Source organism: Luteimonas salinisoli, from assembly GCF_013425525.1.
Lineage (GTDB): Bacteria > Pseudomonadota > Gammaproteobacteria > Xanthomonadales > Xanthomonadaceae > Luteimonas > Luteimonas salinisoli.
This window is the reverse complement of sequence record NZ_JACCKA010000060.1, coordinates 83,855-110,311: the sequence shown is the minus strand read 5'-3', so window position 1 is coordinate 110,311 and position 26,457 is coordinate 83,855. Positions and strand designations below refer to the sequence as shown.

Annotated in this window: 21 protein-coding genes and 2 pseudogenes; 17 read left to right on the top strand and 6 right to left on the bottom strand. The window is 72.6% G+C overall.

The features are described 5' to 3' along the window. Nucleotides 1-212 precede the first annotated feature (212 nt). The 5 genes from mrcB (at nt 213) to lepB (ending at nt 7,097) form a co-directional block, all read left to right on the top strand. Nucleotides 213-2,681, top strand: a complete 2,469-nt coding sequence (mrcB, locus tag H0E84_RS10180) for a penicillin-binding protein 1B (RefSeq protein WP_180678531.1) — start codon at nt 213-215, stop codon at nt 2,679-2,681. Beyond that, a complete protein-coding gene (locus H0E84_RS10175) occupies nt 2,678-3,220 on the top strand; it encodes a hypothetical protein (protein WP_257644166.1) in 543 nt (180 codons plus the stop codon). Before mrcB ends, H0E84_RS10175 begins: the two co-directional genes overlap by 4 nt. An 85-nt stretch (nt 3,221-3,305) precedes the next feature. After that, entirely contained in the window at nt 3,306-5,324 is a 2,019-nt protein-coding gene (gene yoaA / locus H0E84_RS10170) for a DNA repair helicase YoaA (RefSeq protein WP_180678541.1), read from the top strand. Between the two features lie 124 nt (nt 5,325-5,448). After that, the gene (tsaB, locus tag H0E84_RS10165) at nt 5,449-6,162 is read left to right on the top strand and encodes a tRNA (adenosine(37)-N6)-threonylcarbamoyltransferase complex dimerization subunit type 1 TsaB (protein WP_180678530.1); all 714 of its coding nucleotides are present in this window, start codon (nt 5,449-5,451) and stop codon (nt 6,160-6,162) included. 299 nt (nt 6,163-6,461) lie between these two features. Further along, the gene (gene lepB, locus H0E84_RS10160; RefSeq protein WP_345776301.1) at nt 6,462-7,097 is read left to right on the top strand and encodes a signal peptidase I; all 636 of its coding nucleotides are present in this window, start codon (nt 6,462-6,464) and stop codon (nt 7,095-7,097) included. A 42-nt stretch (nt 7,098-7,139) separates the two neighbouring features. On the opposite strand, the gene H0E84_RS10155 is transcribed toward lepB, so the two are convergent. Next, on the bottom strand, nt 7,140-8,015 hold the full coding sequence (locus H0E84_RS10155; protein WP_180678528.1) for an energy transducer TonB: 876 nt from the start codon (nt 8,013-8,015) through the stop codon (nt 7,140-7,142). Between the two features lie 4 nt (nt 8,016-8,019). Continuing rightward, nucleotides 8,020-8,964 (bottom strand): glutathione synthase, encoded by a 945-nt coding sequence (gene gshB / locus H0E84_RS10150; protein WP_180678527.1) that lies wholly within the window; start codon nt 8,962-8,964, stop codon nt 8,020-8,022. 182 nt (nt 8,965-9,146) lie between these two features. Here gshB and pilG point away from each other — a divergent pair, with 182 nt between their 5' ends. From pilG to H0E84_RS20875, 5 genes and pseudogenes are all read left to right on the top strand, one after another. Further along, the gene (gene pilG / locus H0E84_RS10145) at nt 9,147-9,548 is read left to right on the top strand and encodes a twitching motility response regulator PilG (protein ID WP_180678540.1); all 402 of its coding nucleotides are present in this window, start codon (nt 9,147-9,149) and stop codon (nt 9,546-9,548) included. 20 nt (nt 9,549-9,568) lie between these two features. Next, nucleotides 9,569-9,940 (top strand): response regulator, encoded by a 372-nt coding sequence (locus H0E84_RS10140; protein ID WP_180678526.1) that lies wholly within the window; start codon nt 9,569-9,571, stop codon nt 9,938-9,940. Further along, complete coding sequence (locus tag H0E84_RS10135) at nt 9,937-10,494, top strand: chemotaxis protein CheW (protein ID WP_180678525.1); 558 nt, start codon at nt 9,937-9,939, stop codon at nt 10,492-10,494. The genes H0E84_RS10140 and H0E84_RS10135 overlap by 4 nt, the downstream gene beginning before the upstream one ends. Before the next feature lie 31 nt (nt 10,495-10,525). Continuing rightward, on the top strand, nt 10,526-12,547 hold the full coding sequence (locus tag H0E84_RS10130) for a methyl-accepting chemotaxis protein (protein ID WP_180678524.1): 2,022 nt from the start codon (nt 10,526-10,528) through the stop codon (nt 12,545-12,547). Between the two features lie 94 nt (nt 12,548-12,641). Continuing rightward, a pseudogene (locus H0E84_RS20875) lies at nt 12,642-14,906 on the top strand (FimL-related protein); the annotation flags it as partial. Between the two features lie 493 nt (nt 14,907-15,399). Here H0E84_RS20875 and H0E84_RS20870 read toward each other — a convergent pair. After that, nucleotides 15,400-16,188 (bottom strand): pentapeptide repeat-containing protein, encoded by a 789-nt coding sequence (locus H0E84_RS20870; RefSeq protein ID WP_180678538.1) that lies wholly within the window; start codon nt 16,186-16,188, stop codon nt 15,400-15,402. After that, nucleotides 16,183-16,314: pseudogene (locus H0E84_RS20865) on the bottom strand (pentapeptide repeat-containing protein); the annotation flags it as partial. The pseudogene H0E84_RS20865 and the gene H0E84_RS20870, both read right to left, overlap by 6 nt. A gap of 278 nt (nt 16,315-16,592) precedes the next feature. Between H0E84_RS20865 and H0E84_RS20860 the strand changes: the two are divergent. Genes H0E84_RS20860 through H0E84_RS10095 form a run of 3 tightly spaced genes read left to right on the top strand, consistent with a single transcriptional unit; the run spans nt 16,593 to nt 21,149 of the window. Beyond that, nucleotides 16,593-18,905, top strand: coding sequence for a response regulator (locus H0E84_RS20860; RefSeq protein ID WP_425600478.1), 2,313 nt, complete (start codon nt 16,593-16,595; stop codon nt 18,903-18,905). Beyond that, nucleotides 18,898-20,679 carry a chemotaxis protein CheB gene (locus H0E84_RS10100; RefSeq protein WP_180678523.1) on the top strand — a complete coding sequence of 594 codons (1,782 nt, stop codon included), beginning with the start codon at nt 18,898-18,900 and terminating at the stop codon, nt 20,677-20,679. Before H0E84_RS20860 ends, H0E84_RS10100 begins: the two co-directional genes overlap by 8 nt. Beyond that, nucleotides 20,676-21,149, top strand: coding sequence for a chemotaxis protein CheW (locus tag H0E84_RS10095; RefSeq protein ID WP_180678522.1), 474 nt, complete (start codon nt 20,676-20,678; stop codon nt 21,147-21,149). The genes H0E84_RS10100 and H0E84_RS10095 overlap by 4 nt, the downstream gene beginning before the upstream one ends. Before the next feature lie 258 nt (nt 21,150-21,407). Here the strand turns inward: H0E84_RS10095 and H0E84_RS10090 are convergent, their stop codons facing one another. Both H0E84_RS10090 and bioA read right to left on the bottom strand, forming a co-directional pair. Next, the gene (locus H0E84_RS10090; protein WP_180678521.1) at nt 21,408-22,142 is read right to left on the bottom strand and encodes a 16S rRNA (uracil(1498)-N(3))-methyltransferase; all 735 of its coding nucleotides are present in this window, start codon (nt 22,140-22,142) and stop codon (nt 21,408-21,410) included. Nucleotides 22,143-22,191: 49 nt separating this feature from the next. After that, nucleotides 22,192-23,619 (bottom strand): adenosylmethionine--8-amino-7-oxononanoate transaminase, encoded by a 1,428-nt coding sequence (gene bioA, locus H0E84_RS10085; protein ID WP_180678520.1) that lies wholly within the window; start codon nt 23,617-23,619, stop codon nt 22,192-22,194. 38 nt (nt 23,620-23,657) lie between these two features. Here bioA and nudE point away from each other — a divergent pair, with 38 nt between their 5' ends. The 4 genes from nudE (at nt 23,658) to H0E84_RS10065 (ending at nt 26,313) form a co-directional block, all read left to right on the top strand. Then, the gene (gene nudE, locus H0E84_RS10080) at nt 23,658-24,212 is read left to right on the top strand and encodes an ADP compounds hydrolase NudE (RefSeq protein ID WP_180678519.1); all 555 of its coding nucleotides are present in this window, start codon (nt 23,658-23,660) and stop codon (nt 24,210-24,212) included. After that, on the top strand, nt 24,199-25,005 hold the full coding sequence (gene cysQ / locus H0E84_RS10075) for a 3'(2'),5'-bisphosphate nucleotidase CysQ (RefSeq protein WP_180678518.1): 807 nt from the start codon (nt 24,199-24,201) through the stop codon (nt 25,003-25,005). Before nudE ends, cysQ begins: the two co-directional genes overlap by 14 nt. Before the next feature lie 97 nt (nt 25,006-25,102). Next, a complete protein-coding gene (gene mazG / locus H0E84_RS10070) occupies nt 25,103-25,936 on the top strand; it encodes a nucleoside triphosphate pyrophosphohydrolase (RefSeq protein ID WP_180678517.1) in 834 nt (277 codons plus the stop codon). A 74-nt stretch (nt 25,937-26,010) separates the two neighbouring features. After that, nucleotides 26,011-26,313, top strand: a complete 303-nt coding sequence (locus H0E84_RS10065) for an Mpo1-like protein (RefSeq protein WP_180678516.1) — start codon at nt 26,011-26,013, stop codon at nt 26,311-26,313. Nucleotides 26,314-26,457 lie beyond the last annotated feature (144 nt).

Genomic DNA, 26,457 nt, shown 5'->3' with positions numbered 1-26,457 from the left:
CATCCCGCGCCAGCCGCGCGCATGCAGCGCCAGCCGCAGGCGGTGCAGGCGCGCGCCCAGGCGGCGCCAGTGGTAGCGGGGATCTGGAAGCACGGCCTCGGGCGTCGCTCGCAATCTGAATGGTCGGTCACCCGCGGCAGGGACGCGCGACGGCGCTGCGCTAGACTCGCGGGAATGCCCATTGTCGCATCCCCCGCGCGCGCCCCAGCTCAATGCCCCGTATCGATTACGACGAAGACGACGACGGCGACAGCGCCGCGCGCACCGATTGGCGCCGGCGGATCCTGACCTGGGGGCTGGCGGCCGCCGGCCTCGCCCTGGGGCTGCTGATCCCCTACACCCTGTACCTCAACCAGCAGGTCAGCCGCCATTTCGGCGAGCTGCGCTGGCAGGTGCCCACGCGGGTGTATGCGCGCCCGCTGCAGCTGGCTCCAGGGCTGGCGATGGACACGCAGACGCTGCGCGCCGAGCTGGACGCCGCCGCGTATCGCGAGGGCGACGGCGAGCGCGCCGGCACGTGGGACGGCGGGGAAGGCAAGTGGACCATCGCCAGCCGCGGCTTCCAGGACGTCGACGGCGCGGTGGCGCCGGCGCGCGTGGTGGTCACGCTGTCCGGAGGCCGCGTCGAACGCCTGCGCGACGCCGCCACCGAGAAGGCCCTGGAGCGCGTGCGGCTGGATCCGGCGCGCATCGCCACCCTCTACGGGCAGCAGCAGGAGGAGCGGCGGCTGGTGCGGGTCGAGGAGGTGCCGGTGCTGCTGACCGATGCGCTGCAGGCGGTCGAGGACCGCGACTTCGCCCATCACCGCGGCATCGACCTCAGCGGCATGCTCCGCGCCGCCTGGGTCAACCTGCGCGCCGGCGAGGCGCGCCAGGGCGGCAGCACGCTCACCCAGCAGCTGGCGCGCTCGGGGCTGCTCGGGATCGGCCGCGAGCAGACCTACACCCGCAAGTTCAACGAGATCCTCTATGCGCTGCTGATCGAGGCGCGCTACGACAAGGGCAGCATCCTCGAGGCCTACCTCAACCAGGTCTACCTGGGGCAGCGCGGGGCGCAGGCGATCCACGGCGTCGCTGCCGGCGCCGAGTTCTGGTTCGGGCGCCGGCTCGCCGACCTGGAGACCGAGCACATCGCGCTGCTGGTCGGGATCATCCGCGGTCCGTCGTTCTACGATCCGCGCCGCCATCCCGAGCGTGCGACGCAGCGCCGCGACTTCGCCCTGGCGCAGATGCGCGATAGCGGGCTCCTCGACGAGGCCGAGTACCGGCGCGCGTTGGCCGCGCCGCTGGGCGTGACCAGCACGCCCGGCAGCCTGGCCGCCAACCGCTTTCCGGCCTATGTCGACCTGGTGCGCCGGCAGCTGGGCCGCGACTATCCCGCCGACGCCCTGCAGGGCGCCGGGCTCAGCGTGATGACCGCGATGTCGCCCGCGGCCCAGGGCTACGCCGAAGGGGCGGTGCGCCGCACCATCGAGGCGCTGAGCAAGGACAAGCGGCCGCCGCTGCAGGCCGGACTGGTGCTGACCGACGTGCACAACGGCGAGGTGATCGCCGTGGTCGGCAGCCGCGAACCGACCGAGCACGGCTTCAACCGCGCCATCGAGGCGCAGCGCCCGGTGGGGTCGCTGCTCAAGCCCTTCGTCTACCTGCTGGCACTGGCGCAGCCGACGCGCTACTCGCTGGCGACCTGGGTGGACGATGCGCCGGTCACCATCACCCTGCCCAACGGCAAGCGCTGGACCCCGGTCAATTCGGACAAGCGCAACCACGGCAGCGTACGCCTGATCGATGCCCTGGCGCGCTCCTACAACCAGGCCACGGTGCGCATCGGCATGGACGTCGACCCGCGCCGGCTGGCCGAGCTGCTCCGCACCCTGGCCGGGATCGAGGCCGGCCCCAACCCGGCGCTGATCCTGGGGTCGGTCGACCAGAGCCCCTACGCGATGGCGCAGCTGTACCAGTTCCTCGCCTCCGGCGGCGAGATCCAGCCGCTGCGCCTGGTGCGCGGCGTGCTCGATCCGGAAGGACGTACGGTCAACCGCTACGACAAGGCGCCGGCCGACGCCCAGGACGGCGACGCGGTGGCCGCGCGCCTGGTCAACCTGGCGCTGCAGCACGCGGTGAGCTCCGGCACCGGCCGCCAGCTGGTCAACGACGGCCTCGGCCGGCTCAAGCCGGCGGGCAAGACCGGCACCAGCAACGACGGCCGCGACAGCTGGTTCGCCGGCTGGACCGGCGACCACCTCGCGGTGGTGTGGATCGGCAACGACCGCAACGAGCCCACCGGCCTGTACGGCGCCACCGGCGCGATGCGCGCCTGGTCGGACATGTTCGCGCGGCTGCCCAGTGCGCCGCTCGAGGTCGGCGACGGCGGCCTGGACTGGCAGTGGGTGGTGCAGGGCTTCAGCACCGAGGCCGGTTGCCCGGAGGCGCGCCGCTTCCCGTTCGTGGCGGGATTCGCGCCGCCGTTCCAGCCCTGCGTCTACGTTGCGCCGGAGATCGCCGCAGGCGGCTACGATGTGCAGGCCGGCGCCGCCACGGCCCCCCGCGAGGAGCCACGCCGCGGCGGCTGGCGCCGCTGGTTCGGCGTCGGCGAGCGCGAGCCCGCTGCCGAGACCGCGGACCCGGCGACGCCGCCGGCCGAGTCCGATCAGGTACCACCCGAGGAGTACGAACCATGACCATGTCGCGCCCCCTGGCCGCAGCGCGGCTGCTGACGTTCGCGGCCGCGGTCGCGTTGGCGGCCTGCGCCGGCGGCCCGGTGCAGGATCCGTGGCGGGGCGTGGACATGCCCGTGGCCGACGCGGCGCAGATGGTCGCCAGCATCCGCGCCGCCGCCGGCGACGGCGAGGGCGAGCTGGCGGTGCAGCCGCTGCGCGACCCGCGCGTGGAGGATCTGCGCCAGCAGGCCGGCCGCCTCGAGGCCGCCGGCGACTACCAGGCGTCGGCCGAGGCCCTCGACCGCGCCCTGGAGATCGTCGACGCCGATCCCGCATTGCTGCAGGAGCGCGCCGAGCTGGCGGTGCTGCTGGGCGATTTCGCCGCCGCCGACGCACTGGCCCAGCGCGCCTACGCGCTCGGCGCCCAGGTCGGTCCGCTGTGCCGCCGGCACTGGGCGACGCTGGAACAGCTGCGGCTGCTGGCCGCGGACGCCGAAGGGGCGGCTTCGGCACGCGAGCAGGTCGCGGGCTGCCGGGTGGCCGGGCCGGAGCGCTATTGAACGCGTTCCGGCAACTCGAGGCGCCCCGGGACCTGCGTCCGGCGCGCGCACCGCGACGATGAGCGCGGGGCGCGCCGCCGTCGGGATGGACCCGGACGGCCTCGCGCCGGCCGCGCGCGCCGCGCTGGGCGAGGGCGGGGCGCTGGCGGAGCGGATTCACGGATTCGTGCCCAGGCCCTCCCAGCAGGCGCTGTCGACCGCCATCGCCGAGGCCTTCGAGAGCCGCGGCACCCTGCTGGCCGAGGCCGGCACCGGGACGGGCAAGACCTTCGCCTACCTGGCGCCGGCGCTGCTGTCCGGGCTCAAGACCATCGTCTCCACCGGCACCCGCGCGCTGCAGGACCAGCTCTATCATCGCGACCTGCCGCGGGTGCGCGACGCGCTCGGCGCCGGGCTGCGGACCGCGCTGCTCAAGGGCCGCGCGAACTATCTGTGCCGGTACCGGCTGGAGCGGGCCAAGGGCGAGCCCCGCTTCACCGCGCGCGACCAGGTGGCGCTGTTCCAGCGCGTGGTGGCCTGGAGCGGGCGCACCCGCATGGGCGACCTGGCCGAGCTGGAGGCGATGCCCGAGGACTCGCCGCTGATTCCGCTGGTCACCTCCACCGTCGACAACTGTCTGGGCAGCGAATGCCCGTTCTGGAGCGAATGCTTCGTGGTGCAGGCGCGACAGCGCGCGCAGAGCGCCGACCTGGTGGTGGTCAACCACCACCTGCTGCTCGCCGACCTGGCGCTGAAGCAGGAAGGGTTCGGCGAGATCCTGCCCGGGGCGCAGGCGTTCGTGGTCGACGAGGCGCACCAGCTGCCGGAGCTGGCCGCCCAGTTCTTCGGCGAGGGGCTGAGCGCGCGGCCGCTGGTGGAACTGGCGCGCGACGCGCTCGGCGAGTGCCGCGAGGTGGAGGGCTCGCTGGGCGTGATGCAGGGGCCGGCGCGCGCGCTGGAGCAGGCGGTGCGCGCGCTGCGCGCGGACATGGAGGCGCTGCCGGCACGGGGCACCCGAGACCGGTTGCTGGACGAGGCTCCGGTCGCCGCGGCCCTCGACGGGCTTGCCGGGGTGCTGCGCGATTTCGCCGCCGCGGTGGCGCCGCTGGCCGAGGCCGCCCCCGGCTTCGATGCCTGTCGCGCCCGTGCGCTGGAGTTCTCCACCAGGCTGGCGCGCTGGCATGAAAAAATGGGGTCAGGTTCATTTTCCGACCAGGATGTGTCCGGCACCGACACATCGTCGGCGGAAAATGAACCTGACCCCATTTTTGCCGACGACGTGCGCTGGTACGAACTGTCGCCGCGCGGCTTTCGCCTGCAGCGCACCCCGCTGGACGTGTCCGGGCCGCTGCGCAGCCATCGCGAGCAGTCGCGCGCTGCCTGGGTGTTCACCTCGGCGACCCTGGCGGTCGGCGGCGACTTCGAGCACATCGCCACGCGCCTGGGGCTGGACGCCCCGCGCACGCTGCTGGCGCCCAGCCCGTTCGACTGGAACGCGCAGGCGCTGTGCTACCTGCCTCAGCGGCTGCCGCAGCCCGCGTCGCGCGACTACACCGCGGCGATCGTCGACGCGGTGCTCCCGGTGCTGCACGCCTCGGGCGGGCGCGCCTTCCTGCTGTTCGCCTCGCACCGCGCGCTGCGCGAGGCGGCGGCGCTGCTGCGCGGCGGGCCCTGGCCGCTGTTCGTGCAGGGCGAGGGGCCGCGCCACGTGCTGCTGCAGCGATTCCGCGAATCGGGCAACGGCGTGCTGCTGGGTGCCGCCAGCTTTCGCGAGGGCGTGGACGTGGCCGGCGACGCGCTGAGCGTGGTGATCATCGACAAGCTGCCGTTCGCCGCGCCGGACGATCCGGTATTCGAGGCGCGGCTGCAGGCGATCCGCCGCGCGGGCGGCAATCCGTTCCCGGACGAGCAGCTGCCGCAGGCGGTGATCGCCCTCAAACAGGGCGTCGGCCGGCTGATCCGCAGCGAGCGCGACCGCGGCGTACTGGTGCTCTGCGATCCGCGCCTGACCGGCAAGGGCTACGGCCGGGTGTTCCTGGACTCGATGCCGCCGTTCCCGGTCACCCGCGACGTCGCCGACGTCCAGGCCTTCTTCGCCCCGGCCTTCGCCGACGCGGCTGGATAGCCGCGCCGCGCCGGATCCCCTTGCCGGCTGCGAAAGCCGCTACGCTTTTCCCGATTCCCGATTCCCGATTCCCGATTCCCGATTCCCGATTCCCGATTCCCGATTCCCGATTCCCGATTCCCGAATGAACCTGCTCGCCTTCGAAACCGCCACCGAAGCCTGCTCGGTCGCCCTCTGGACCGATGCCGGACTGCTCGAGCGCTTCGAGCTGGCCCCGCGCCGCCACGCCGAGCTGGCGCTGCCCTGGGCGGAGGCGCTGCTGGCCGAGGCGGGAATCGCGCGCGCGCAGCTCGATGCGGTTGCGATCGGGCGCGGGCCGGGTGCCTTCACCGGCGTGCGCCTGGGCATCGCGCTGGCGCAGGGCATCGCCCTGGCGCTCGACCTGCCGGTGGTGCCGGTGTCGACCCTGGCCGCGCTGGCGATGCGGGCCCGGCCTGCCGGTGCCGCGGACGCAAGGATCCTCGCGGCGATCGACGCGCGCATGGGCGAGGTCTATGCCGGTGCCTTCCAGCGCCGCGGCGACGGACTGGCGGCGATGGCGGCCGAGCGCGTGGCGCCTCCCGATGCGGTGGCGCTGCCGGACGAAGCGCCGGGCTGGCTCGGCGTGGGGACCGGATTCGCCGCCGCCGATGGCGCGCTGGCGATGCGGCTGGGGCCGGCGATGCGCAGCATCGATGCTGCCGCGCTGCCGCGGGCGGGCGACGTGGCGCGCCTGGCGGCGGCGGAATTCGCCGCCGGCGGCGGCGTGGCCCCGGAATCCCTCGAGCCGGCCTACCTGCGCGACAACGTGGCGCTGACCCTGGCCGAGCAGCAGGCGAGGCGTCGGCAGGGGGAATAGTGCAGCGCGCCCGCGGAGGAACGCGCGGCTTGGGGAGGCCGGCGGAGCTGCCGGGCAACGGTCGGATCGTCGGCTTTCGCGGGCATGGCCCGCTCCTGCAGGGCCCGCTTCCGCAGAGGGCGCGTAGCGGCGGCCCATGGCCGTGAAGCCGCGGGGCGCCGGCCGGGTGGGCGCGATTCCGGGCGCCCACCCGGTCGTCGCGCATGAGGCGGCGGCGATCGGGCCGGATGAACTTCCCCGGCGATCACCGGTCCGAGAGGAGCCCCGGCCAGCCGCAGCCGCATCACCAAGAAGGCCCCGTGACATCTTCCCGCACCGGCCCCGCATCCACCGCAGCCAGGACCCGCGCCTGGCTGCGCGCCGAAGCCCTGCCGCTGCTGCTCCTGGTGTTGCTGATGCTGGTGGCACGCTCCTCCTTCGCCAACCACTACCACGTGCCGAGCGGTTCGATGCAGCCGACCCTGCAGCCGAGCGACCGCATTGCGGTGGATATGACCGCCTACGGGCTGCGCCTGCCCTTCACCCTGGTGGACCTGGTCCCGCGCGAGGGGCCCCGCCCCGGCGAGGTGGTGGTGTTCGATTCCCCGGTCGACGGCACCCGCCTGGTGAAGCGCGTGGTGGCGGTGGCCGGCGATACCGTCGAACTGGTCGACGGCCGGCTGCGCATCAACGGCGCGTGGCTGCGGCCGCGAGGCGCAGGGACGGAGGTCGAGCGCTTCGGCACGCGGCTGGTGAGCCTGGACCTGCGCCATGGCGGCGGGCCTGACATGGCGCCGATCGTCGTACCCGACGGCATGGCGCTGGTGCTCGGCGACCACCGCGGGCGCAGCGCCGATGGCCGCCAGTTCGGCCTGGTACCGGTGCGCGAGTTCTACGGGCGCGCACTGGCGGTCTACCATCGGCGTGGCGAAGGCTTCCTGTGGAAGCGCCTGTAACGGGAGATCGAGAACGCGCGGCCGGAGGCCGCCAGCTCCCGGTCAGCCGTCGATCAACTCGCCTGCCGGCAGGAACTGCCAGGTGCGGGTGACGTGGAGGACATCGACCTCCTCGTCGGTACGGGGCAGCGGCGGGTAGGGTTCGGCCAGCCGGGCGATGCGCAGCGCGGCATCGTCGAGCAGGCGGATGCCGCTGGAGCGGATCACCTCGGCGTTCTCGACCGAGCCGTCGCGGCGGATCGCCACGCTGATCACCAGCTCGCCGGCGAGCCGGCGCCGCCGCGCCTCGTCGGGATAGTTGAGGTTGCCGACCCGCTCCACCCGGTCCACCCAGGCGCGCAGGTAGGCGGCGTAGGCGTATTCCTGGGTGCTGGCGGAGACGAACTTGCGCTTGGGCCGCCTGGCATAGCGCTCCGAGCGCAGGTGGATCTCGGCGGCCAGGCGCGCCATCTCCATGTCGCGCTCGATGCGGTCGCGGCCTTCCGGCAGCAGCGAGGGGTCGGCCTGCGGGGGCGGGTCGGGAGCGACGGCCAGCTGCTCGCCGCTGCGGCTGCTGATCACCCGCGCCTGCGGCGGCGGCCGGGCGTCGGGGGACTGCGCGCGCAGCGGTTCGGGGGCGATGCCGGGCTCGTCCTGCGGCGCGTGGCCGAGCTGCGATTCGCGCGGCCGCCGGCTCTGCTCGTGCTCGCCGCCGCCCTGGTTGCTGGCCTGGGCCAGGAAGTCGGCCTGCTGCTGGGTGAGCGGGCTGGTGGTCTCGGTGAGGATCACGTCCAGGGTGGGCATCACCGGGGCGGCGTCGTCGAGCGCGAAGCCCAGCCCCAGCACCAGCATGCCGTGGAGCAGCAGCGACAGCACCAGGGTGGCGCTGAGGCGCTCGCGGTCGCCGATCGGGGAGGGCAGCTGCGCGGCGGGGACCATGGGGTCAGGCGCGGGCCTCGATCGCCGCGAACAGGTCGCCGGCGATGTCCAGGCCGAACTGGGCATCGAGTTCGCGGATGCAGGTCGGGCTGGTCACGTTGACCTCGGTCAGCCAGTCGCCGATCACGTCCAGGCCGACGAAGACCATCCCGCGGCGCTTCATCTCCGGCCCCACCCGCGCCGCGATCCAGCGATCGCGCTCGCCGAGCGGCCGGCCCTCGCCGCGTCCGCCGGCGGCGAGGTTGCCGCGGAAGTCGTCTCCCTGGGGCACCCGCGCCAGGCAGAACGGCACCGGCTCGCCGTCGATCAGCAGGATGCGCTTGTCGCCCCCGGCGATCTCCGGCAGGTAGCGTTGCGCCATGGCGAGATTGCGTCCCCCGGCGGTCAGGGTCTCCAGGATCACGTTGATGTTGGGGTCGCCGGCGGCGACCCGGAAAATCGAGCGCCCGCCCATGCCGTCCAGCGGCTTGAGCACCGCCTCGCCGTGCTCGGCCACGAAGGCCTTGAGGTCCGGGGCGGCGCGGCTGACCAGGGTCGGCGGGCAGCACTCGGGGAACTCCAGCGCCGCCAGTTTCTCGTTCAGGTCGCGCAGTCCCTGCGGGTCGTTGACCACCAGGGCCCCCGCCCGCTGCGCCAGGCCGAGGATCTGGGTGTCGTAGACGTATTCGGCGTCGACCGGCGGGTCGCGCCGCATCAGCACCACGTCTCCGGACCCCAGCGTACGTTGTGATGCCTGTCCCAATTCGAACCAGCCTGCCGGGTCGTCGCGGACCGTCAGTGCCGCCACGCGCGCTTTCGCGACGCCGGCGGTCACCGACAGCCCTCCGGGCGGCACGTAGTGCAGGCGATGTCCGCGACGCTGCGCCGCCAGGAGCATCGCGAACGTCGAATCCTTGGCGACCTTGATCGAGCCGATCGGATCCATCACGACGACGACATCGAGGGGCATGGCGGTGGCGGCAGCGGGGGAGCGGCGATGTTAGCAGGCGCGGTTCGAGGCGCAGCGCCGTGAACGCGGGTCGCGGCGAAGCGCGCGGCGTGCGAAGCTTGACAGTGCGCCGGCCGACTGGGATATAAGACGCCATTGCAGCGGTGTCGGCCGTCGAGAACACCGCGCCAGGGGATCATTTGATGACGCAAGACCAGAAACGCGCCGGGAGCCTCGATGGCTTGCGGGTGATGGTGATCGACGATTCGAAAACCATCCGCCGGACCGCCGAGACGCTGCTCAGGCGCGAGGGGGCGGAGGTGACGACTGCGGTCGACGGCTTCGAGGCCCTGGCCAAGATCGCCGATCAGCATCCGCAGATCATCTTCGTCGACATCATGATGCCGCGGTTGGACGGCTATCAGACCTGCGCGCTGATCAAGAACAACCAGATGTTCCGCCAGACACCTGTCATCATGCTGTCCTCCAAGGACGGCCTGTTCGACAAGGCACGCGGCAGGATCGTCGGTTCCGAGCAGTACGTCACCAAGCCGTTCACGCGCGAGGAACTCCTCGACGCGATCCGCAAGCACGTCAGCACCTGACCGGGGGGCAGGGCAATACCATGGCACGCATCCTGTTGATCGAAGACTCGCCGACCGATACCGCGGTCCTCACCCAGCTGCTCGAGCGCAACGGCCACCAGGTGCTGACCTCGACCAGCGCCGAGGACGGCATCGAGGCCTGCCGCCGCGAGCGTCCCGACCTGGTGCTGATGGACGTGGTGCTGCCCGGCATGAACGGCTTCCAGGCCACCCGCGCGCTGTCGCGCGACGCCGACACCAGTGCCATCCCGGTGATCATCGTCAGCACCAAGGGCATGGAGACGGACCGCGCCTGGGGCATGCGCCAGGGTGCCAAGGGGTATCTGGTCAAGCCGCCGAGCGAGGAGACCCTGATCGGCAGCATCAACGAGTTGCTCGGCGCCGCGACATGATCCGCGCGCGCGACCCGCAGCTCCCGGGCGATCCCTTCTCGATCCTGCTCGACTACGAGGCGCGCAGCCTGGCGCACGTGGCCGGCCTGCCCGAGGAGCTGGATGCGCCCGGCCTGTGGCGCGGGGTCGGCTACCGCATCGGCGCGCGTCGCCTGGCGTCCGGCTTCGACGAGGTGCTGGAGATCCTGCCGATGCCGCAGATCACCCCGGTGCCCGGCGCGCAGTCGTGGATGCTCGGCGTCGCCAACATCCGCGGCAACCTGCTGCCGATCGTCGACCTCAAGCAGTTCCTCGAGGGCGAGCGCACCGTGCTGCACGAGAGCCAGCGAGTGCTCATCGTGCGCCAGCCGGGCGGCGACGTGGCGGTGACCATCGACGAGCTGTTCGGGCAGCGCAGTTTCCTCGAGGAGCAGGAAATCCCCGCCGAGCCGCTGGCCGTGGGCCGCTATGCGCATTTCGTCGACCGCGCCTATCGGCTCGGCGACATCGAGTGGGGAGTCTTCAGCCTCGACCGGCTGGCCCGCACGCCGGAATTCAGACAAGCCGCGGCCTGAACGCCGCATCGAAAGACACAGGGGTAAGGCCATGAGCACCGTAATGGACACCGTCGCCGGCAAGGGCCGCAATCTGGGCACCAACTTCTGGTTGACCGTGCTGGCGATCGCGCTGCTGATCTTCGGCGCCAACACCGGCTACGCGATCTGGAAGGCCTCCCGCCTGGGCGGCGCCAGCACCGCCGCCTCGAGCCTGCAGGTGAACTCGCAGCGCCTGGCGATCCAGGGACGCGAAGCGGTCGCCGGCGACGCCGAGGCCTACGCGGCGTTCAAGTCCACCAAGGCCGAGATCGACCAGGACGTCGCCGGGCTCAACAGCAACTTCGGCGACACCGCCGGGGTGTCGGGGCCGATCCGCTCGGTCAGCCAGACCTGGGCGCCGCTGGAAAAGCACGCCCAGCAGGTGATCGCCAGCGAACAGGCGGTGCTGGCGCTGGCCGGCAACGCCGAGCGCTTCACCCAGCGGGTCCCGCAGCTGCAGGCGCAGCTGGACGAACTGGTCCGCGCGATGTCGAACAGCGGTTCGCCCGCCTCGCAGGTCTACATCGCGCTGCGCGAGGTGGTGCTGGCCTCGACCATGGCCAGGCGCGTCACAGAGATCCAGGCCGGCGGCCCCGCCGCGGCGATCGCCGGCGAGGCGCTGGCGCGCGACGTCGGCGTGTTCGAGCAGGTGCTGGAGGGCCTGCGCGAAGGCGACGAGGGCATGAACGTCCAGGCTCTGAGCAACGGCGGCGCACTGGCGGCGTTGGAGAACGCCACCGGGCTGTGGACCGAGATGAAGGAGGACCTGGACGCCATCCTCGGCAGCGCCCAGAACCTGTTCGGCGCGCAGGCGGCCGCCGCGGCGCTCACCGCCGGCTCCGACCAGCTGCTGTCCGACAGCGAGAACCTGTTCCAGGCGTTCACCGCGTTCGGCTCGCTCGCCGACACCAGCGTCCTCGGCAACATCTGGATCAGCATCATCGCCGGCGCGATCGCGCTGGCCGCCATCGTCCTGCTGGTGCTCAGCCTGAACCGCGCCCAGAAGGAACGCTACGAAACCACGATGGAGCTCAACAACCGCAACCAGGAGGCGATCATGCGCCTGCTGGACGAGATGGGCTCGCTCGCCGAAGGCGACCTGACGGTCAAGGCCACCGTCACCGAGGACATGACCGGGGCGATCGCCGACTCGATCAATTTCGCGGTCGAGCAGCTGCGCAACCTGGTGCAGACGATCAACGACACCTCGGTGCAGGTCTCCTCCAGCGCGCAGGAGACGCAGGCCACCGCCATGCACCTGGCCGAGGCGGCCGAACACCAGGCGCGCGAGATCACCTCGGCGTCCAACCGGATCAGCGAGATCGCGGCCAGCATCGACCAGGTCTCGAAGAACTCGGCCGAGTCGGCCGACGTGGCGCAGCGCTCGGTGCAGATCGCGACCAAGGGCGCGGGCGTGGTGCGGCAGACGATCCAGGGCATGGACTCGATCCGCGACCAGATCCAGGAGACCTCCAAGCGCATCAAGCGCCTGGGCGAGTCGTCCCAGGAGATCGGCTCGATCGTGGAACTGATCAACGACATCTCCGAGCAGACCAACATCCTGGCGCTGAACGCGGCGATCCAGGCGGCCTCGGCCGGCGAGGCCGGCCGCGGATTCGCGGTGGTGGCCGACGAGGTGCAGCGCCTCGCCGAGCGCGCGTCGAACGCGACCAAGCGCATCGAAACGCTGGTGCAGACCATCCAGAGCGATACCAACGAGGCGGTCAGCTCGATGGAGCAGACGACCTCGGAAGTGGTCGCCGGCGCGCGCCTGGCGGAGGACGCCGGCACGGCGCTGGGCGAGATCGAAAGCGTCTCGACCAGCCTGGCCGACCTGATTCAGGGCATCTCCAGCGCCGCGCAGCAGCAGTCGGCCGCGGCCTCCAACATCACCCAGGCGATGGACACGATCCAGTCGATCACCGCGCAGACCTCGCAGGGCGCCAGCCAGACCGCCGAGTCGATCGGCAACCTGGCCCAGCTCGCCGCCGACCTGCGCCGCTCGGTCGCCGACTTCAAGCTGCCGGCTTGACCGCTGCCGCCAGCCAGGACGAGACCCACACCAGCATGAAGCGCACCGGTACAGCCTGCAGCCGCGTCCGCGCGCATTCCCCCGGGGGTGCGCGATGACGGCGCTGCGCGACGCGATCGACTACACCTCGCTCGGCTGGATCAAGCCGGAACTCGACGAGACGCTGCGCCAGGCGCGGCTCGAGATCGAGGCCTTCGTCGAGGATCCCAGCGACACCAGCCGGATGCGCTTCTGCGCCGGCTATCTGCACCAGGTGCAGGGCACGCTGCGCATGGTCGAACTGTATGCCCCGGCGATGGTCGCCGAGGAGATGGAGCGCCTGGCGCAGGCGCTGCAGAACGGCGAGACCGCCGACCGCGACGGCGCCTGCGCCTCGCTGATGCGCGGCGCGGTGCTGCTGCCCGATTACCTCGAGCGGCTGCAGGGCGGGCACAAGGACATCCCGATCGTGCTGCTGCCGCTGCTCAATGAGTTGCGCGCGGCGCGCGGCGCCGCCGGACTGAGCGAGAGCGTGCTGTTCGTCCCGGACCTGCACCGCCCGCTGCCCGCCGACCTGCCGGAAGCCGCGCCCGAACCGCAGCCTTCGCGCGGAAGGACCGCGGCCCAGCTGACCGAACTCAATGCGGCGATGGCCGCGTGGCCGGAGCACGCGGGGCCCGAGGACCCGGCGTCCTTCGCCGATGCGCTCGACGCCCTGCTGCCACGCACCCGCGTGGAGCCGGTGCGGCGCATGCTCTGGGTCGCCGCGCGGGTGATGCACGCGCTGCGCGACGGTGCGCTGGAGCCGGGCGAGGCGCTGCGCCAGGGCTTTGCCGGCGTCGTGCGCGAGGCCCGCCAGCAACTTCAGGACGACGGCTTCGGCGTGCCATCGCCCGAGACCGCGCTCGAGCCGACCCGGCAACTGCTCTTCCATGTCGCCAACACCGCCGGCGACCACCCGGCGCTGCGCGAACTGCGCGAGACCTTCGAGCTCGACGCCGAGGCGCCCAGCCAGGCCGAACTCGACCACGCCCGCGGCAGCCTGCGCGGCCGCAACCGCGCCCTGCTCGATACCGTTGCCGGCGCGGTCAAGGAGGACCTGCTGCGGGTCAAGGACGTGCTCGACCTGCACCTGCGCACCGGCGAACGCAACGCTGCGCTGCTGCAGCCGCAGGTGGAGGCGCTGGCGCGGGTGGCCGATACCCTCGGCATGCTCGGCCTGGGCGTGGCCCGCACCGTGGTGCAGCAGCAGCGCGAGGCGATGGAGGCGATCGTCCGCGGCGACCGCCAGGCCGACGAGAGCACGCTGCTCGACATCGCCGGCTCGCTGCTCTACGTCGACGCGTCGCTCGACGACCAGGTCGCGCGCCTGGGCGAGGGCGACGCCGGCGGCGAGGAGGACCCGCTGGCCGGCGAATCGCGCAAGGCCCAGGAAGTGATCGCCCGCGAGGCGATCGCCAACTTCGCCGACGCGCGCCAGGCCTTCGTGGCCTTCGTCGAGACCAGCTGGGACCACGGCGAGCTGGCCGAGGTGCCGCGCCTGCTGCAGGAAGTGGCCGGTGTGCTGCAGATGCTGGAGCTGCCGCTTCCCGCCGGCTACGTCACCGGCGTGCGGCGCTACACCGAGACCGAGCTGCTGGGCCGCAGGCGCGTCCCCAATGGCCGCCAGCTCGATACCCTGGCCGATGCCCTGGCCAGCCTGGAGTACTACCTCGAGGCGCTGCGCGAGCAGCGCGGCAATCGCGACGAGATCCTGGACATCGCCCGCAACAGCCTGGAGGCGCTCGGCTACTGGCCACTGCCCGTGGAGGCGCCGGCCGAGGCCGATGCCGCCGGTGCGGAGCGCGAAGCCCCCATCGCCGCCGCCGGTGCCGGTGTCGGTGCCGAGGAGATCGCCGCCGGTGTCGCGGCCTTCATGGACCGCGGGCCCGGCCAGCAGCCGCAGACACGCGAAGCCGTGGACGACGCGGCTGCGGCCGCTTCCGGGGAACCCGGAGAAGAGGCGTCGTCCGAAGCGGCGCCCGTCGCCTCGCCCGCGCCCGTATCCGCTCCCGCTCCCGCTCCCGGCCCGGCTCCCGCACCGGTCGGCATCAGCGGCGGCTTCGAGGTCACCGACGACGATATCGACGACGAGATCCGCGAGGTGTTCCTCGAGGAGTTCGCCGAGGAGATCGACAACCTCGATCGCCTGCTGCCGCCGTGGCGCGAGCGGCCCGACGACCTGGAGCGGCTGCGGCCGATCCGGCGCGTGTTCCACACCCTGAAGGGCAGCGGCCGCCTGGTCGGCGCGCGCACCCTGGGGGAGTTCAGCTGGAAGATCGAGGGCCTGCTCAACCGCGTGCTCGAGGGCACCCGCGCCGCGAGCCCGACGGTGGTGGCGATGGTCGACCAGGCGTTCTACACCCTGCCGCAGCTGCAGTCCGTGTTGCGCGGCGACGCGCCGCTGCAGGTCGACCTGCAGCGAATGGAGGCCGATGCCGAACGCATCGCCGCCGGCGACGAAGCCATGCCGCGCGACGCGGCGCCGCAGGCCGCTGCACCGCCGCCGCCCGTTGCGGCGCTGGAGGCGGAGGCGGAACCGGCGGTCGGGGCCGGCTCCGAGGCGCCGGCCGCGGGCGAAGCGGTCGCGGCGCCGCCCGCCCCCGAGGCGGAAGCGGAAACGCCGGCAGTCGAGGAAACCGACGGCACCATGGTGCCGGCTGCGGTGGACGCGCTGCTGCTCGAGATCCTCGATGCCGAAGTCGCCGGTCACCTGGCCACGGTGGACGCCTGGGTGCGGCGCGCGTCGGCCGAGCCCGCCGGCGCCGACGATGCGCTGCTGCGCGCCGTGCACACCATGAACGGCGCATTCGCCATGGCCGAAGTGCCGGTGATCACCGAGGCGCTGACGCCGGCCGAGTCCTATATCCGCCGCCTCGCGGCCGCGGGCGCGCCGGCCGAGCCCGCCGGCGTGACGGCGCTCGGAGAGCTCTCGGCGGTGGTGGCCGCCACGATCGTCGGGCTGAAGGCCGAGCGGCCGCAGGTCCCGACCTGCGCGGGGCTCGCCGCCCGCCTCGCGGCGCTGCGCGACGGCCTGCCGGACGTGCGTCCCGCGCTGCCGCCGGAAGCGCCGGACATGGCGGAACCGCTGCCCGGCGTGGACGGCGAACTCTCGGCCTTCGACCTGAGCGAATACGGCGACCTGGCCGACAGCGCGGTGCCGGATTTCGGATCGACGACAGCATCCGGCCAGCTCGAAGCCGTGGAGGCGGATGCGGAGCGTCGCGAAACCGAACGCCTCGAAGCCGAACGCCTCGAAGCCGAGCGCCTCGAAGCCGAGCGTCTCGAAGCCGAACGCCTCGAAGCCGAACGCCTCGAAGCCGAACGCCTCGAAGCCGAACGTCTCGAAGCCGAACGTCTCGAAACCGAACGCCTCGAAGCCGAACGCCTCGAAGCCGAACGTCTCGAGACCGAGCGTCTCGAGGCCGAGCGTCTCGAGGCCGAGCGTCTCGAAGCCGAGCGTCTCGAAGCCGAGCGTCTCGAAGCCGAACACCTCGAAGCCGAGCGCCTCGAAGCCGAGCGCCTCGAAGCCGAACGCCTCGAAGCCGAACGCCTCGAAGCCGAGCGTCTCGAAGCCGAGCGTCTCGAAGCCGAGCGTCTCGAAGCCGAGCGTCTCGAAGCAGAGCCTCTCGAGGCCGAACGCCTCGAAACCGAACGTCTCGAAGCCGAACGCCTCGAGGCCGAACGCCTCGAAGCCGAACGTCTCGAAGCCGAACGTCTCGAAGCCGAACGTCTCGAAGCCGAACGTCTCGAAGCCGAACGTCTCGAAGCCGAACGTCTCGAAGCCGAACCTCTCGAAGCCGAGCGCGCCGCCACCGAGCGCGCCGAGATCGAACGCCTGCAGGCCGAGGAGGAAGCCGAGTACGCGCGCCTCGAGGCCGAGTACGCCGAGCAGGCCAGGAGCGAGCGCGAGACCGCGGCCGCCTCCACCGACGTCAGCGGCGAGGCCGCACCGGCGCCAGCGGTTCCCGCTGCGACCGAGGACCCCGACGAGCCGCTCGACCTGGACGGCCTCGACGCCGAGCTGGTGGACATCTTCGTCGAGGAGAGCGGCGACCTGCTCGATCATTCCGACGGTCTGCTGGCGCAGCTGCGCGAGGCGCCCGGCGAGCGCGAGCCGCTGATCGGCCTGCAGCGCGACCTGCACACCATCAAGGGCGGCGCCCGCATGGCCGGCATCATGGCCATCGGCGAGCTCGGCCATGCCATGGAGTCGTTGCTGGAAGCGGTGGTCGAGCAGCGCTGCGAGCTCGGCAGCGACGGCATTCCCCTGCTCGAGCGCGGCTTCGACCGCCTGCACGTGATGGTCACGCGGGTCGGCGCGCGCCGCGCGGTGGCCGCATCGGAACGGCTGAGCGCCGAGTTCGATGCCCGCGCGCGCGGGGAAATCCTGGCGCCGCAGGCTCCGGAGACGGAGACTCGGACGGTCGCGGCCGCCGCGGCCGCCGCGGCCGATGTCGTCCCGCTGGCACCGCTGTCGGCGCCGATCGGCGAAGACGTCGCGGGGGAGGGCGAGGACATCGCGGTGCGTGCGCCGCAGGAGCAGGTGCGCATCCGCGCCGACCTGCTCGACCGCCTGGTCAACTACGCCGGCGAGGTGGCGATCTACCGCGCGCGCCTGGAGCAGCAGCTCGGCGCGTTCCGCAGCGCCATGGCGGAGATGGAGCAGACCAACACGCGCCTGCGCGATCAGCTGCGCCGCCTCGACATCGAGACCGAGGCGCAGATCATCGCCCGCTTCCAGCGCGAGGGCGACAGCGGCGACGCCACGTTCGACCCGCTGGAGCTCGACCGCTTCTCCACCCTGCAGCAGCTCTCGCGCGCGCTGGCCGAGTCGGCTACCGACATGACCAGCCTGCAGGGCACGCTCGACGACCTCACGCGTCAGTACGAGACCCTGCTGCTGCAGCAGTCGCGGGTGAGCTCGGACCTGCAGGAAGGCCTGATGCGCACGCGCATGGTGCCGTTCGACGCGCTGCTGCCGCGGCTGAGGCGGGTGGTGCGGCAGGCCGCCGCGGAGACCGGCAGGCAGGTCCAGCTCAGGCTCGACGGCGCCCAGGGCGAACTGGACCGCAACGTGCTCGAGCGCATGACCGCACCGCTGGAGCACATGCTGCGCAACGCCGTGGTGCACGGACTGGAAACGCCCGAGCGGCGCCGCAAGGCCGGCAAGCCGGAAGAGGGCACGGTGCGCATCGCGGTACGCCGCGAGGGTTCCGAAGTGGTGCTCGAGGTCGGCGATGACGGCCGCGGCCTGGACCGCGAGGCGATCCGCCGCCGCGCAGAGGAGCGGGGACTGGTACGCGCCGGGGTCGCGCTGAGCGACGGCGATCTCGACGTGATGATTTTCGAGCCCGGCTTCTCCACCGCCGACGAGGTCAGCCGCCTGGCCGGCCGCGGCGTCGGCATGGACGTGGTGGCCAGCGAGGTGCGGCAGCTCGGCGGCACCCTCGACATCCATTCGCGGCCCGGGCAGGGCACCACCTTCACCCTGCGCCTGCCGCAGACGCTGGCGGTGACCCAGGCGGTGTTCGTGCGCATCGGCGAGACCAGCTTCGCGGTGCCGATCGCCTCGGTGCGCGGCGTCGGGCGGATCACCCGCGATCACATGGCCGAGGGCGGCGCCGTTTACTCGTACGGCGGCGAGGAATACGCCCTGCACGACCTCGGCAAGCTGGTCGGCCACGCCGCGGCGCGCGCCGAGGGCCATCTGCAGATGCCGCTGCTGCTGATCGGCGCCGGCGAGCTGCGTGCGGCGGTCGCGGTGGACCAGATCATCGGCAATCGCGAGATCGTGGTGAAGCCGGTGGGTCCGCAGGTGGCGTCCGTGCCCGGCATCTTCGGCGCCACGATCATGGGCGACGGAAGCGTGCGGGTGATCCTCGACATCGCGCCGCTGGTGCGCCGCCAGGCGGTGCAGCAGCGCGAAGAGGTTCCGTCCGAGGCGTCCGAACGGCGCCAGGTCCCGCTGGTGATGGTGGTCGACGATTCGGTCACCATGCGCAAGGTGACGGGCCGCGTGCTCGAACGCCACAACCTGGAGGTGGTCACCGCCCGCGACGGCGTCGACGCGCTCGAGCGCATGGACGAGCGCGTGCCCGACCTGATGTTGCTGGATATCGAGATGCCGCGCATGGACGGCTACGAGCTGGCCACGCAGATGAAGGCCGATGCGCGCCTGCGCCGCGTGCCGATCGTGATGATCACCTCGCGCACCGGCGAGAAGCACCGCCAGCGCGCGTTCGAGATCGGCGTGGAGCGCTATCTCGGCAAGCCGTACCAGGAGAACGAATTGATGCGCAACGTGCTCGATCTGCTGGGCGGACGCGACGATGGTTGACGGCGCCACCCGCGTCGCGCTGCTGGCCAGGGAGGGCGAAGCGCGCGCACGCCTGGAGCAGGCGCTGCGCGAGGCCGGCGCCGAGCTGGTGGCGGTGGCCGATCCCACGACCACCGACGTCGCCGAAGTCGTGGCTGCCGCGCCGCAGGCGGTCCTGGTTGCGCTCGAGCCGGCGATCGAGGACGCCCTGGAGGCCTACGAGCCGCTGCTCGGCGATCCCGGCATCGCGGTGATCTTCGACGAGGCGGAGCTGGCGGCGCAGCGCGCCGGCTGGGATGCCGCCCGCTGGGTCCGGCACCTGGCGGCCAAGCTCAACCGCCACGACGACGTGCTGCCGCCCGGGCGCGAGCACGACCCCGGCGATTGGCAGCCGTCGCCCGGCCCGCTACCGCAGGGCGGGCACGAGGTGTCGGACCGCGACCTGGCTTCGATCGCCAGCGAAGCCCGGCACGTCGCCGACCGCGTACCTCGCGACGGCGGGTTGGATACGGAGGCCGCAGACGCCGGGCCGCCGGTCGAGGCCGACGCCGGCGAGGCCGACGCAGAATCCGGCGTCGAGGCCGAAACCGGGGATTTCGGAGCGGAGCCCGAGTCTGCGCCTGCGGCTGCCGAGAGTCAGGCCGGCGACGCGAACGCGCCTGGCCTCGAGATCGACTTCGACTTCGGCCCGGACGGCTCCGGCGACGCCGACGCGAGCGCCGCCGATACCGACGCGGATGCGGCGGCGATGCCCGCCTTGTCGGAGGGCCTGGAGACCGAGGATCTCGAGACGGAGGACCTCGACGCCTCGGCGCTCGAGGCGATCGCGCTGGGCGGCGACACGCTCCAGGACGTGAAGCTGGAGGGCTTCGACTTCGAAGGTCTCACGCTCGAGGACATCAGCTTCGAGAGCGCGGAAGACGACGCTGCCGCGGGAGCGGAGGCGGAACCGCGCGCGTTCCAGGATGCAGGATCCGCCGGCGATGTCATGGAGCGCGGCGCCGGGGAGGCCGGCGGCGAGGCGACGCCGGCCTCCGCAGACGAGACCATGCAGTTCGAGGGCTTCGACTTCGATATCGAGATCGGCGACGCGCCCTCGGCCTCCGCGGGCGGGGCGCAGGAGCAGGAGCAGGAACAGGAACCTTCCGGCCCGGACCTCGCGGCGCTCGAGCAGCGCATCGCCGGGCTCTCGCTGGCCGACGCCGACAGCTACGGCAACGGCCCCGAGCGCGGCGCGGTGGTGATCGAGGGCGGACTGGGCGGGCCCGATGCGGTGCGCCAGCTGCTGGCCGCGATCCCGCCCGGCTTCCCGCGACCGCTGCTGGTGCGCCTGCGCCTGGACGGTGGCCGCTACGACCGCCTGGTGCGGCAGATGGAGCGCGCCGCGCAACTGCCGGTGGCGCTCGCCGAGGAAGGCGCCACGGTCGAGCCGGGCCACGTGTATTTCCTGCCGCCGGACATCGGGGTGGCACGCACGCGCGCGCAGCTGCGGTTCGTCGCCGCGGAGGGCGCGAGCGCCGCGCTGCCCGCATCGCTGCCGCCCGACGACAGCGCGGTCCTGTTCCTGAGCGGCAGCGACCCGGCGCTGGTCGACGCCGCAATGAGCCAGGCCTGGGGCGGCGCGCTGGTGGCCGGACAGTCCCCGGAAGGCTGTTACGACGGCGCCGCGGCAGACATCGTCATCGCCCGCGGCGGCCGTTCCGGCATGCCCCGGCAGCTCGCCGAGGAACTGGCCGAGCGCTGGCCGCCGCCGGACCGTCCGGCGGGCGCGCACCTCGAGGAGCCGATTGCATGAGCGACCAACGCCAGGACATCCGCGGCGTGCTGATCCAGGTCCGCAATGCGCGCCTGCTGCTGCCCAACGCGACGATCTCGGAAGTGCTGTCCTATGCCGACCCGGAACCGGTGCCGGGGGCGCCCGAGTGGCTGCTGGGACGGATCCGCTGGCAGGGCTGGCAGCTGCCGCTGGTGGCGTTTTCGCGGCTGGCCGGCATCGCCCCCGAACAGGGTGGGCTGGGCAGCAAGGTGGCGGTGCTGAAGGCGCTCGACGGCAATCCGCGGCTGCCCTACTACGCACTGCTGACCCAGGGCTTCCCGCGGCTGGTCACGGTGCCGCGCGACGCGCTCGAAATCGACGACCCGGGCGATGCGGAGCTGCCCGCGGACGTGCTCGCAAGGGTCCTGCTCAACGGCGACCCGGCGCTGATTCCCGACCTCGACGCCGTGGCGGCCTCGATCGACGAGGCGCTGCGGCAGGCCGCCTGAAGGCGCTCCGTGTAGGAGAGGCCCATGGCCGCGAAGGCCGTGGGCGGTTCCGGCCCGGTCTGCGGCGATCCAGGGTGCATCCGCCCGCACCGGCCTTCGCGTGCATGGCACGCTCCTACGAAGGCCGCGGCGAGCCGACGCCCTGTAGGAGCGGCCCATGGCCGCGAAAGCCGTGGGCGGCTCCGGCCGGTCGGCGGTGATCCCGGGTGCATCCAGCCGCGCCGGCTTTCGCGTGCGCGCGTGCCCGGGGCGGACGCGCTAGCGCAGGTCGCCGAAGCGCGCCTGCAGCGTGGCGATCGCGGCGATCCCGGCGGTCTCGGTGCGCAGCACCCGCGGACCGAGGCGAACGCCCGCGAAGCCGGCTTCCAGCAGCACTGCGCGGTCGCGCGGCGACCAGCCGCCCTCCGGCCCGACCGCGATGGTCAACGTGGCGGCCGCCGGCGCGTCCAGGCCGTCGACGCCCGACGCCGCTGCGGGATCGAGCAACAGCCGCGCTCCGTCGCCGGCGGCTTCGGCGGCCGCGGCCAGCGGCCGCACCGGGGACAGCGCCGGGACGCGAGCGCGCCCGCACTGCTCGCAGGCCGAGATCACCACGCTGGTCCAGTGGGCGAGGCGCTTCTCCGCGCGCGCCGGATCCAGCTTCACCTCGCTGCGCTCGCTGCTCACCGGGACGAACGCCGCGACCCCGAGCTCGGTCGCCTTCTGCAGGATCCAGTCCATCTTCTCGCCCCGGGCGACGCCCTGCAGCAGCACGATCCGCAGCGGCGATTCGCTGTCGACGGCGTGCGAGGCGAGGATCTCCGCCTCGCCGCCGCGCTTGTCCGCCGCGACGATGCGCGCCTGGTAGTCGCGACCGTCGCCATTGAACAGCACGCAGGCGTCGCCCACCCGCAGCCGCAGCACCCGCAGCAGGTGCGCCGCGGCGGTCTCGGACAGCCTGATGCGGCGTCCGGGGGCCAGGTCGGCGTCGACGTGGGCGCGGGTCAGGCGCATTGACGGTTCGCCCCGGCACGGGGAGGGCGGCCGGCGAAGGACGACCGGTTCATGCCGTCGCCGCGCCTATCGCGGTGGCGGTGACGTCGGCCAGCAGCGCCAGCTCGTCTTCGCCCACGCAGTACGGCGGCATCCAGTACAGCACGTCCCCCAGCGGCCGCAGCAGCACCCCGCGCTCCAGCGCATGCAGGTACGCGCGCAGGCCGGTGCGCCGCGCGGCCGCGAACGGCGTGCGCCGGTCGCCGTTCTGCGCCATCTCGAAGGCGACGATCATCCCGCGCTGGCGCACGTCGGCCACGTGCGGATGCGCCGCCAGCGGCGCGGACAGCTCGGCCATGCGCGCGGCGGTGGCGCGGTTGCGCGCCAGCACGTCGTCGCTGTCGAAGATGCCGAGCGTGGCCAGCGCCGCGGCGCAGGCGAGCGGGTTGCCGGTGTAGCTGTGCGAGTGCAGGAAGGCGCGCTCGCGCGAGTCGTCCAGGAAACCGTCGTAGATCGCCTGGGTGGACAGCACCGCGGCCAGCGGCAGGAAGCCGCCGGTCAGGCCCTTGGACAGGCACAGCAGATCCGGCTGGACCCCGGCGCTGCCGCCGAGGCGAGCGTCGGCGGGTGCCTGCTCGCAGGCGAACAGGGTGCCGGTGCGCCCGAAGCCGACCGCGATCTCGTCGGCGATCAGGAACGCGCCGTGCACGTCGCAGAGCTCGCGCGCGCGCCGCAGGTACACCGGGTCGTACATGCGCATGCCGCCGGCGCACTGCACCAGCGGCTCCAGCACCAGCGCGCAGATCTCGCCCGGATGCTCGTCGAACAGCCGCGCCAGCGCGTCGGCGGCGTCTTCGGCATGGCCGGCCGCGTCCTGGCCCTCGCGGGCCAGATACGCATCCGGCGACGGCGCGAACAGCGCCTCCATCAGCAACGGCGCGTAGACGCGCCGGTACAGCGGGATGTCGCCGACCGAGAGCGCGCCGATGGTCTCGCCGTGGTAGCCGTTCTCCAGCGCCACGAACTTCGTCCGCCGCGGCTCGTCTCCGCGGTTGCGGAACCACTGGAAGGCCATCTTCAGCGCCACCTCGACCCCGGCCGAGCCGTTGTCGGCGTAGAACACCTTCGCCAGCGGGTCGCGGTCGCGCTGCCGCGGCGCCAGGGCCAGAAGCCGCTCGGCCAGCTCCACCGCCGGCAGGTGCGAGCAGCCGGCCAGGATCACCTGCTCGAGCGTGTGCGCCTGTCGCGCGATCGCGCCGGCGATCCGCGGCTCGGCGTGGCCGAACAGATTGGTCCACCAACTCGACACCGCATCCAGGGTGCGGCGGCCGTCGGGGCCCACCAGCCACGCGCCCTCGCCGCGCGCCACCGGCAGCAGCGGCAGCGCGCCCTGATGCTCGCGCATCTGCGTGCACGGATGCCACAGCACCGCCAGGTCGCGCGCCCGCCAGTCGGCGGCGTCGGCTAGAATGTCCGGATCGTGAAGTTTCTCAGTCATCCCGGCATTATCGCCCGGCCGGCAGCCGGACTTCGACCATGACGCGCCGCCTGCCGACCATCCACTCGATCACCGAGCACGAGGCCGGCCCCTACCGGATGGAGCGGCTGGACCTCGAATTCGGCAACGGCGAGCGGCGCCTCTACGAACGCCTGCACGGCCGCGGCCACGGCGCCGTGGCGGTGGTGCCGCTGATCGACGACGACACGGTGCTGCTGGTGCGCGAATACGCCGCCGGCGTGCACCGCTACGAGCTCGGGCTGGTGAAGGGCCGCATCGACGCCGGCGAGACCCCGATCGAGGCGGCTGGCCGCGAGCTCAAGGAGGAGGCCGGCTACGGCGCCCGCAGCCTCGAGGTGCTGCGCACGCTGACCCTGGCGCCGACCTACATGAGCCATCTGACCTGGCTGGTGCTGGCGCGCGACCTCTATCCCGAGCGCCTGCCCGGCGACGAGCCGGAGGAGCTGGAAGTGGTGCCGTGGCGGTTGGATGCACTGCACGAACTGGTGCTGCGCGAGGAGTTCTCGGAGGGCCGCTCGCTGGCGGCGCTGTTCGTCGTGCGCGAATACCTGCAGCACCATGCCGGTCGCTGAGGCGGTCCGCGAGGGCGTGATCGCGCTCGCCCGCGAGGCGGCGGACGCGATCCTGCAGGTCTATGCCGGCGAATTCGCGGTCGAGCGCAAGAACGACGCCTCGCCCGTGACCGCCGCGGACATGGCCGCGCACCACCGCATCGTCGCGGGACTGGCGGAGCTGACCCCGGATATTCCGGTGCTGTCCGAGGAGTCCGCCGATGCCGTGCCGCTGGCGCGGCGCCGGCGATGGCCGCGGCTGTGGGTGGTGGATCCGCTCGACGGCACCCGCGAGTTCGTCAAGCGCAACGGCGAGTTCACCGTGAACATCGCCCTGGTCGAGGACGGGGTTGCGGTGTTCGGGGTGATCCAGCAGCCGGTCACCGGCGCGCTGTGGCACGGCGGTGCGGATTGCGGCGCCTACCTGCGCGAGGGCGCCGGCGAGCGGCCGCTGCGTGCGCTTCGGCCCGCGCACGCGCCGCTGCGGGTCGCCGCCAGCCGCTCGCACCGCGACGGCCGCACCGAGGCGCTGATAGCACGCATCGGCAGGACCGAGCCGGTGGCGCTCGGCTCCTCCTTGAAGTTCTGCTGGCTGGCCGAGGGGCGCATGGACGTGTACCCGCGCTTCGGGCCCACCAGCGAGTGGGACACGGCAGCCGGCCAGGCGATCCTGGAAGGGGCGGGCGGCGTGGTGCTCGACCCGCGCGGCCGCCCGTTCCGCTACAACCAGCGCGACACCCTGCTCAACGGCGACTTCATCGCCCTGGGCGATCCGGCGCTGCCGTGGCGGAAGTGGCTGCAACCCACCCCGTAGAGCCGAGCTTGCTCGGCTGCACGGGCTCCGGAGCCGGAAGCAGCCGAGCAAGCTCGGCTCTACCGGAGCTCGACGATTCGAAGATCTGGTAGAGGCGATGACCGACACCCCGAACGACATCCAGCGGTTGCTCGACATCATGGCGCGGCTGCGCGATCCCGAGGGCGGCTGCCCGTGGGACGTCGAGCAGACCTTCGCCAGCATCGCGCCCTACACCGTGGAGGAGGCCTACGAGGTCGCCGACGCGATCGACCGCGGCGACATGGCGGCGCTCAGGGACGAGCTCGGCGACCTGCTGCTGCAGGTGGTGTTCCATGCGCGCATGGCCGAGGAGGCCGGCGAGTTCGCGTTCGGCGACGTGGTCGGCGCGATCTGCGACAAGATGGTCCGCCGCCATCCGCACGTGTTCGCCGGGGCCTCGGTGGAGGACGCCGAGGCGCAGACGCGCGAATGGGAGGCGCACAAGCGCCGCGAACGCGCCGCGGGCGGCGATGCCGACGAATCGGCCCTGGCCGGGATCGCACGCGGGCTGCCCGAATGGCAGCGTGCGGTGAAGCTGCAGAACCGCGCCGCGCGGGTCGGTTTCGACTGGCCCGGGCCGGCGCCGGTGATCGCCAAGCTGGAGGAGGAACTCGCCGAGGCGCGTGCCGAGTTCGAGGCCGTCGCCGTTGCCCCCGGGGATGCAGCCGCGAGCCGGCGCCTGGAGGACGAGATCGGCGATCTGCTGTTCGTCGCCGCCAACCTGGCCCGGCATGCGCGCGTGGACGTCGGCAGCGCCCTGCGCCGCGCCAACCTCAAGTTCGAGCGCCGGTTCCGCAAGATGGAGGCGCTGGCCGCGCACGAGGGCCGCGCGCTGGAGGATTTGCCGCTGGCGGCGCAGGAGGCGCTCTGGCAGCGCGCCAAGCGCAGCGAAGCGGACCCCGCCGGCTGAAGGAGCGGCGGCCCGGTTTGTGCCGGGCGCGGGCGCGCGCCATCATGGCTCCAGGTCCTGGCCCGGAGAGCCGCATGAGCCGCTTCGCCAGCTTCCGCGAGTTCTATCCGTTCTATCTCGGCGAGCACGCCAACCGGATGTCGCGGCGCCTGCACTTCATCGGCAGCTGCGGCGTGCTGGTGCTGGTGGCGGTGGCGCTCTGGCAGCGCAGCGGCTGGTGGCTGCTGGCTGCGCTGCTGTGCGGCTACGGCTTCGCATGGGTGGGGCATTTCTTCTTCGAGAAGAACCGCCCCGCGACCTTCCGCCACCCGGTCTATTCGTTCATCGGCGACTGGGTGATGTTCAAGGACATCCTCACCGGGCGGATCCCCTTCTAGCCGGGTTCGCCGCCGACAGGATCCGCACTCATAGGCCCTTGCCTGACGCGGCGTCCGCGATTTCCTTGCGTCATCCCCAGCATGGATGCCCCCGCCGAGTCTCCAGGGCCGGCGCGGCGTTTCGGTGCGGGGCCGTCGACGCCA

Excerpts from the sequence above, each read along its gene's own strand:
- nudE (WP_180678519.1), top strand. The coding sequence starts at position 23,658 with ATGACGCGCCGCCTGCCGACCATCCACTCGATCACCGAGCACGAGGCC.
- H0E84_RS10095 (WP_180678522.1), top strand. The coding sequence starts at position 20,676 with ATGAGCGACCAACGCCAGGACATCCGCGGCGTGCTGATCCAGGTCCGC.
- mazG (WP_180678517.1), top strand. The coding sequence starts at position 25,103 with ATGACCGACACCCCGAACGACATCCAGCGGTTGCTCGACATCATGGCG.
- H0E84_RS10175 (WP_257644166.1), top strand. The coding sequence starts at position 2,678 with ATGACCATGTCGCGCCCCCTGGCCGCAGCGCGGCTGCTGACGTTCGCG.
- H0E84_RS10140 (WP_180678526.1), top strand. The coding sequence starts at position 9,569 with ATGGCACGCATCCTGTTGATCGAAGACTCGCCGACCGATACCGCGGTC.
- H0E84_RS10090 (WP_180678521.1), bottom strand. The coding sequence starts at position 22,142 with ATGCGCCTGACCCGCGCCCACGTCGACGCCGACCTGGCCCCCGGACGC.
- pilG (WP_180678540.1), top strand. The coding sequence starts at position 9,147 with ATGACGCAAGACCAGAAACGCGCCGGGAGCCTCGATGGCTTGCGGGTG.
- yoaA (WP_180678541.1), top strand. The coding sequence starts at position 3,306 with ATGGACCCGGACGGCCTCGCGCCGGCCGCGCGCGCCGCGCTGGGCGAG.
- H0E84_RS10155 (WP_180678528.1), bottom strand. The coding sequence starts at position 8,015 with ATGGTCCCCGCCGCGCAGCTGCCCTCCCCGATCGGCGACCGCGAGCGC.
- H0E84_RS10100 (WP_180678523.1), top strand. The coding sequence starts at position 18,898 with ATGGTTGACGGCGCCACCCGCGTCGCGCTGCTGGCCAGGGAGGGCGAA.
- tsaB (WP_180678530.1), top strand. The coding sequence starts at position 5,449 with ATGAACCTGCTCGCCTTCGAAACCGCCACCGAAGCCTGCTCGGTCGCC.
- H0E84_RS10065 (WP_180678516.1), top strand. The coding sequence starts at position 26,011 with ATGAGCCGCTTCGCCAGCTTCCGCGAGTTCTATCCGTTCTATCTCGGC.
- gshB (WP_180678527.1), bottom strand. The coding sequence starts at position 8,964 with ATGCCCCTCGATGTCGTCGTCGTGATGGATCCGATCGGCTCGATCAAG.
- mrcB (WP_180678531.1), top strand. The coding sequence starts at position 213 with ATGCCCCGTATCGATTACGACGAAGACGACGACGGCGACAGCGCCGCG.
- cysQ (WP_180678518.1), top strand. The coding sequence starts at position 24,199 with ATGCCGGTCGCTGAGGCGGTCCGCGAGGGCGTGATCGCGCTCGCCCGC.
- H0E84_RS10135 (WP_180678525.1), top strand. The coding sequence starts at position 9,937 with ATGATCCGCGCGCGCGACCCGCAGCTCCCGGGCGATCCCTTCTCGATC.
- bioA (WP_180678520.1), bottom strand. The coding sequence starts at position 23,619 with ATGACTGAGAAACTTCACGATCCGGACATTCTAGCCGACGCCGCCGAC.
- H0E84_RS10130 (WP_180678524.1), top strand. The coding sequence starts at position 10,526 with ATGAGCACCGTAATGGACACCGTCGCCGGCAAGGGCCGCAATCTGGGC.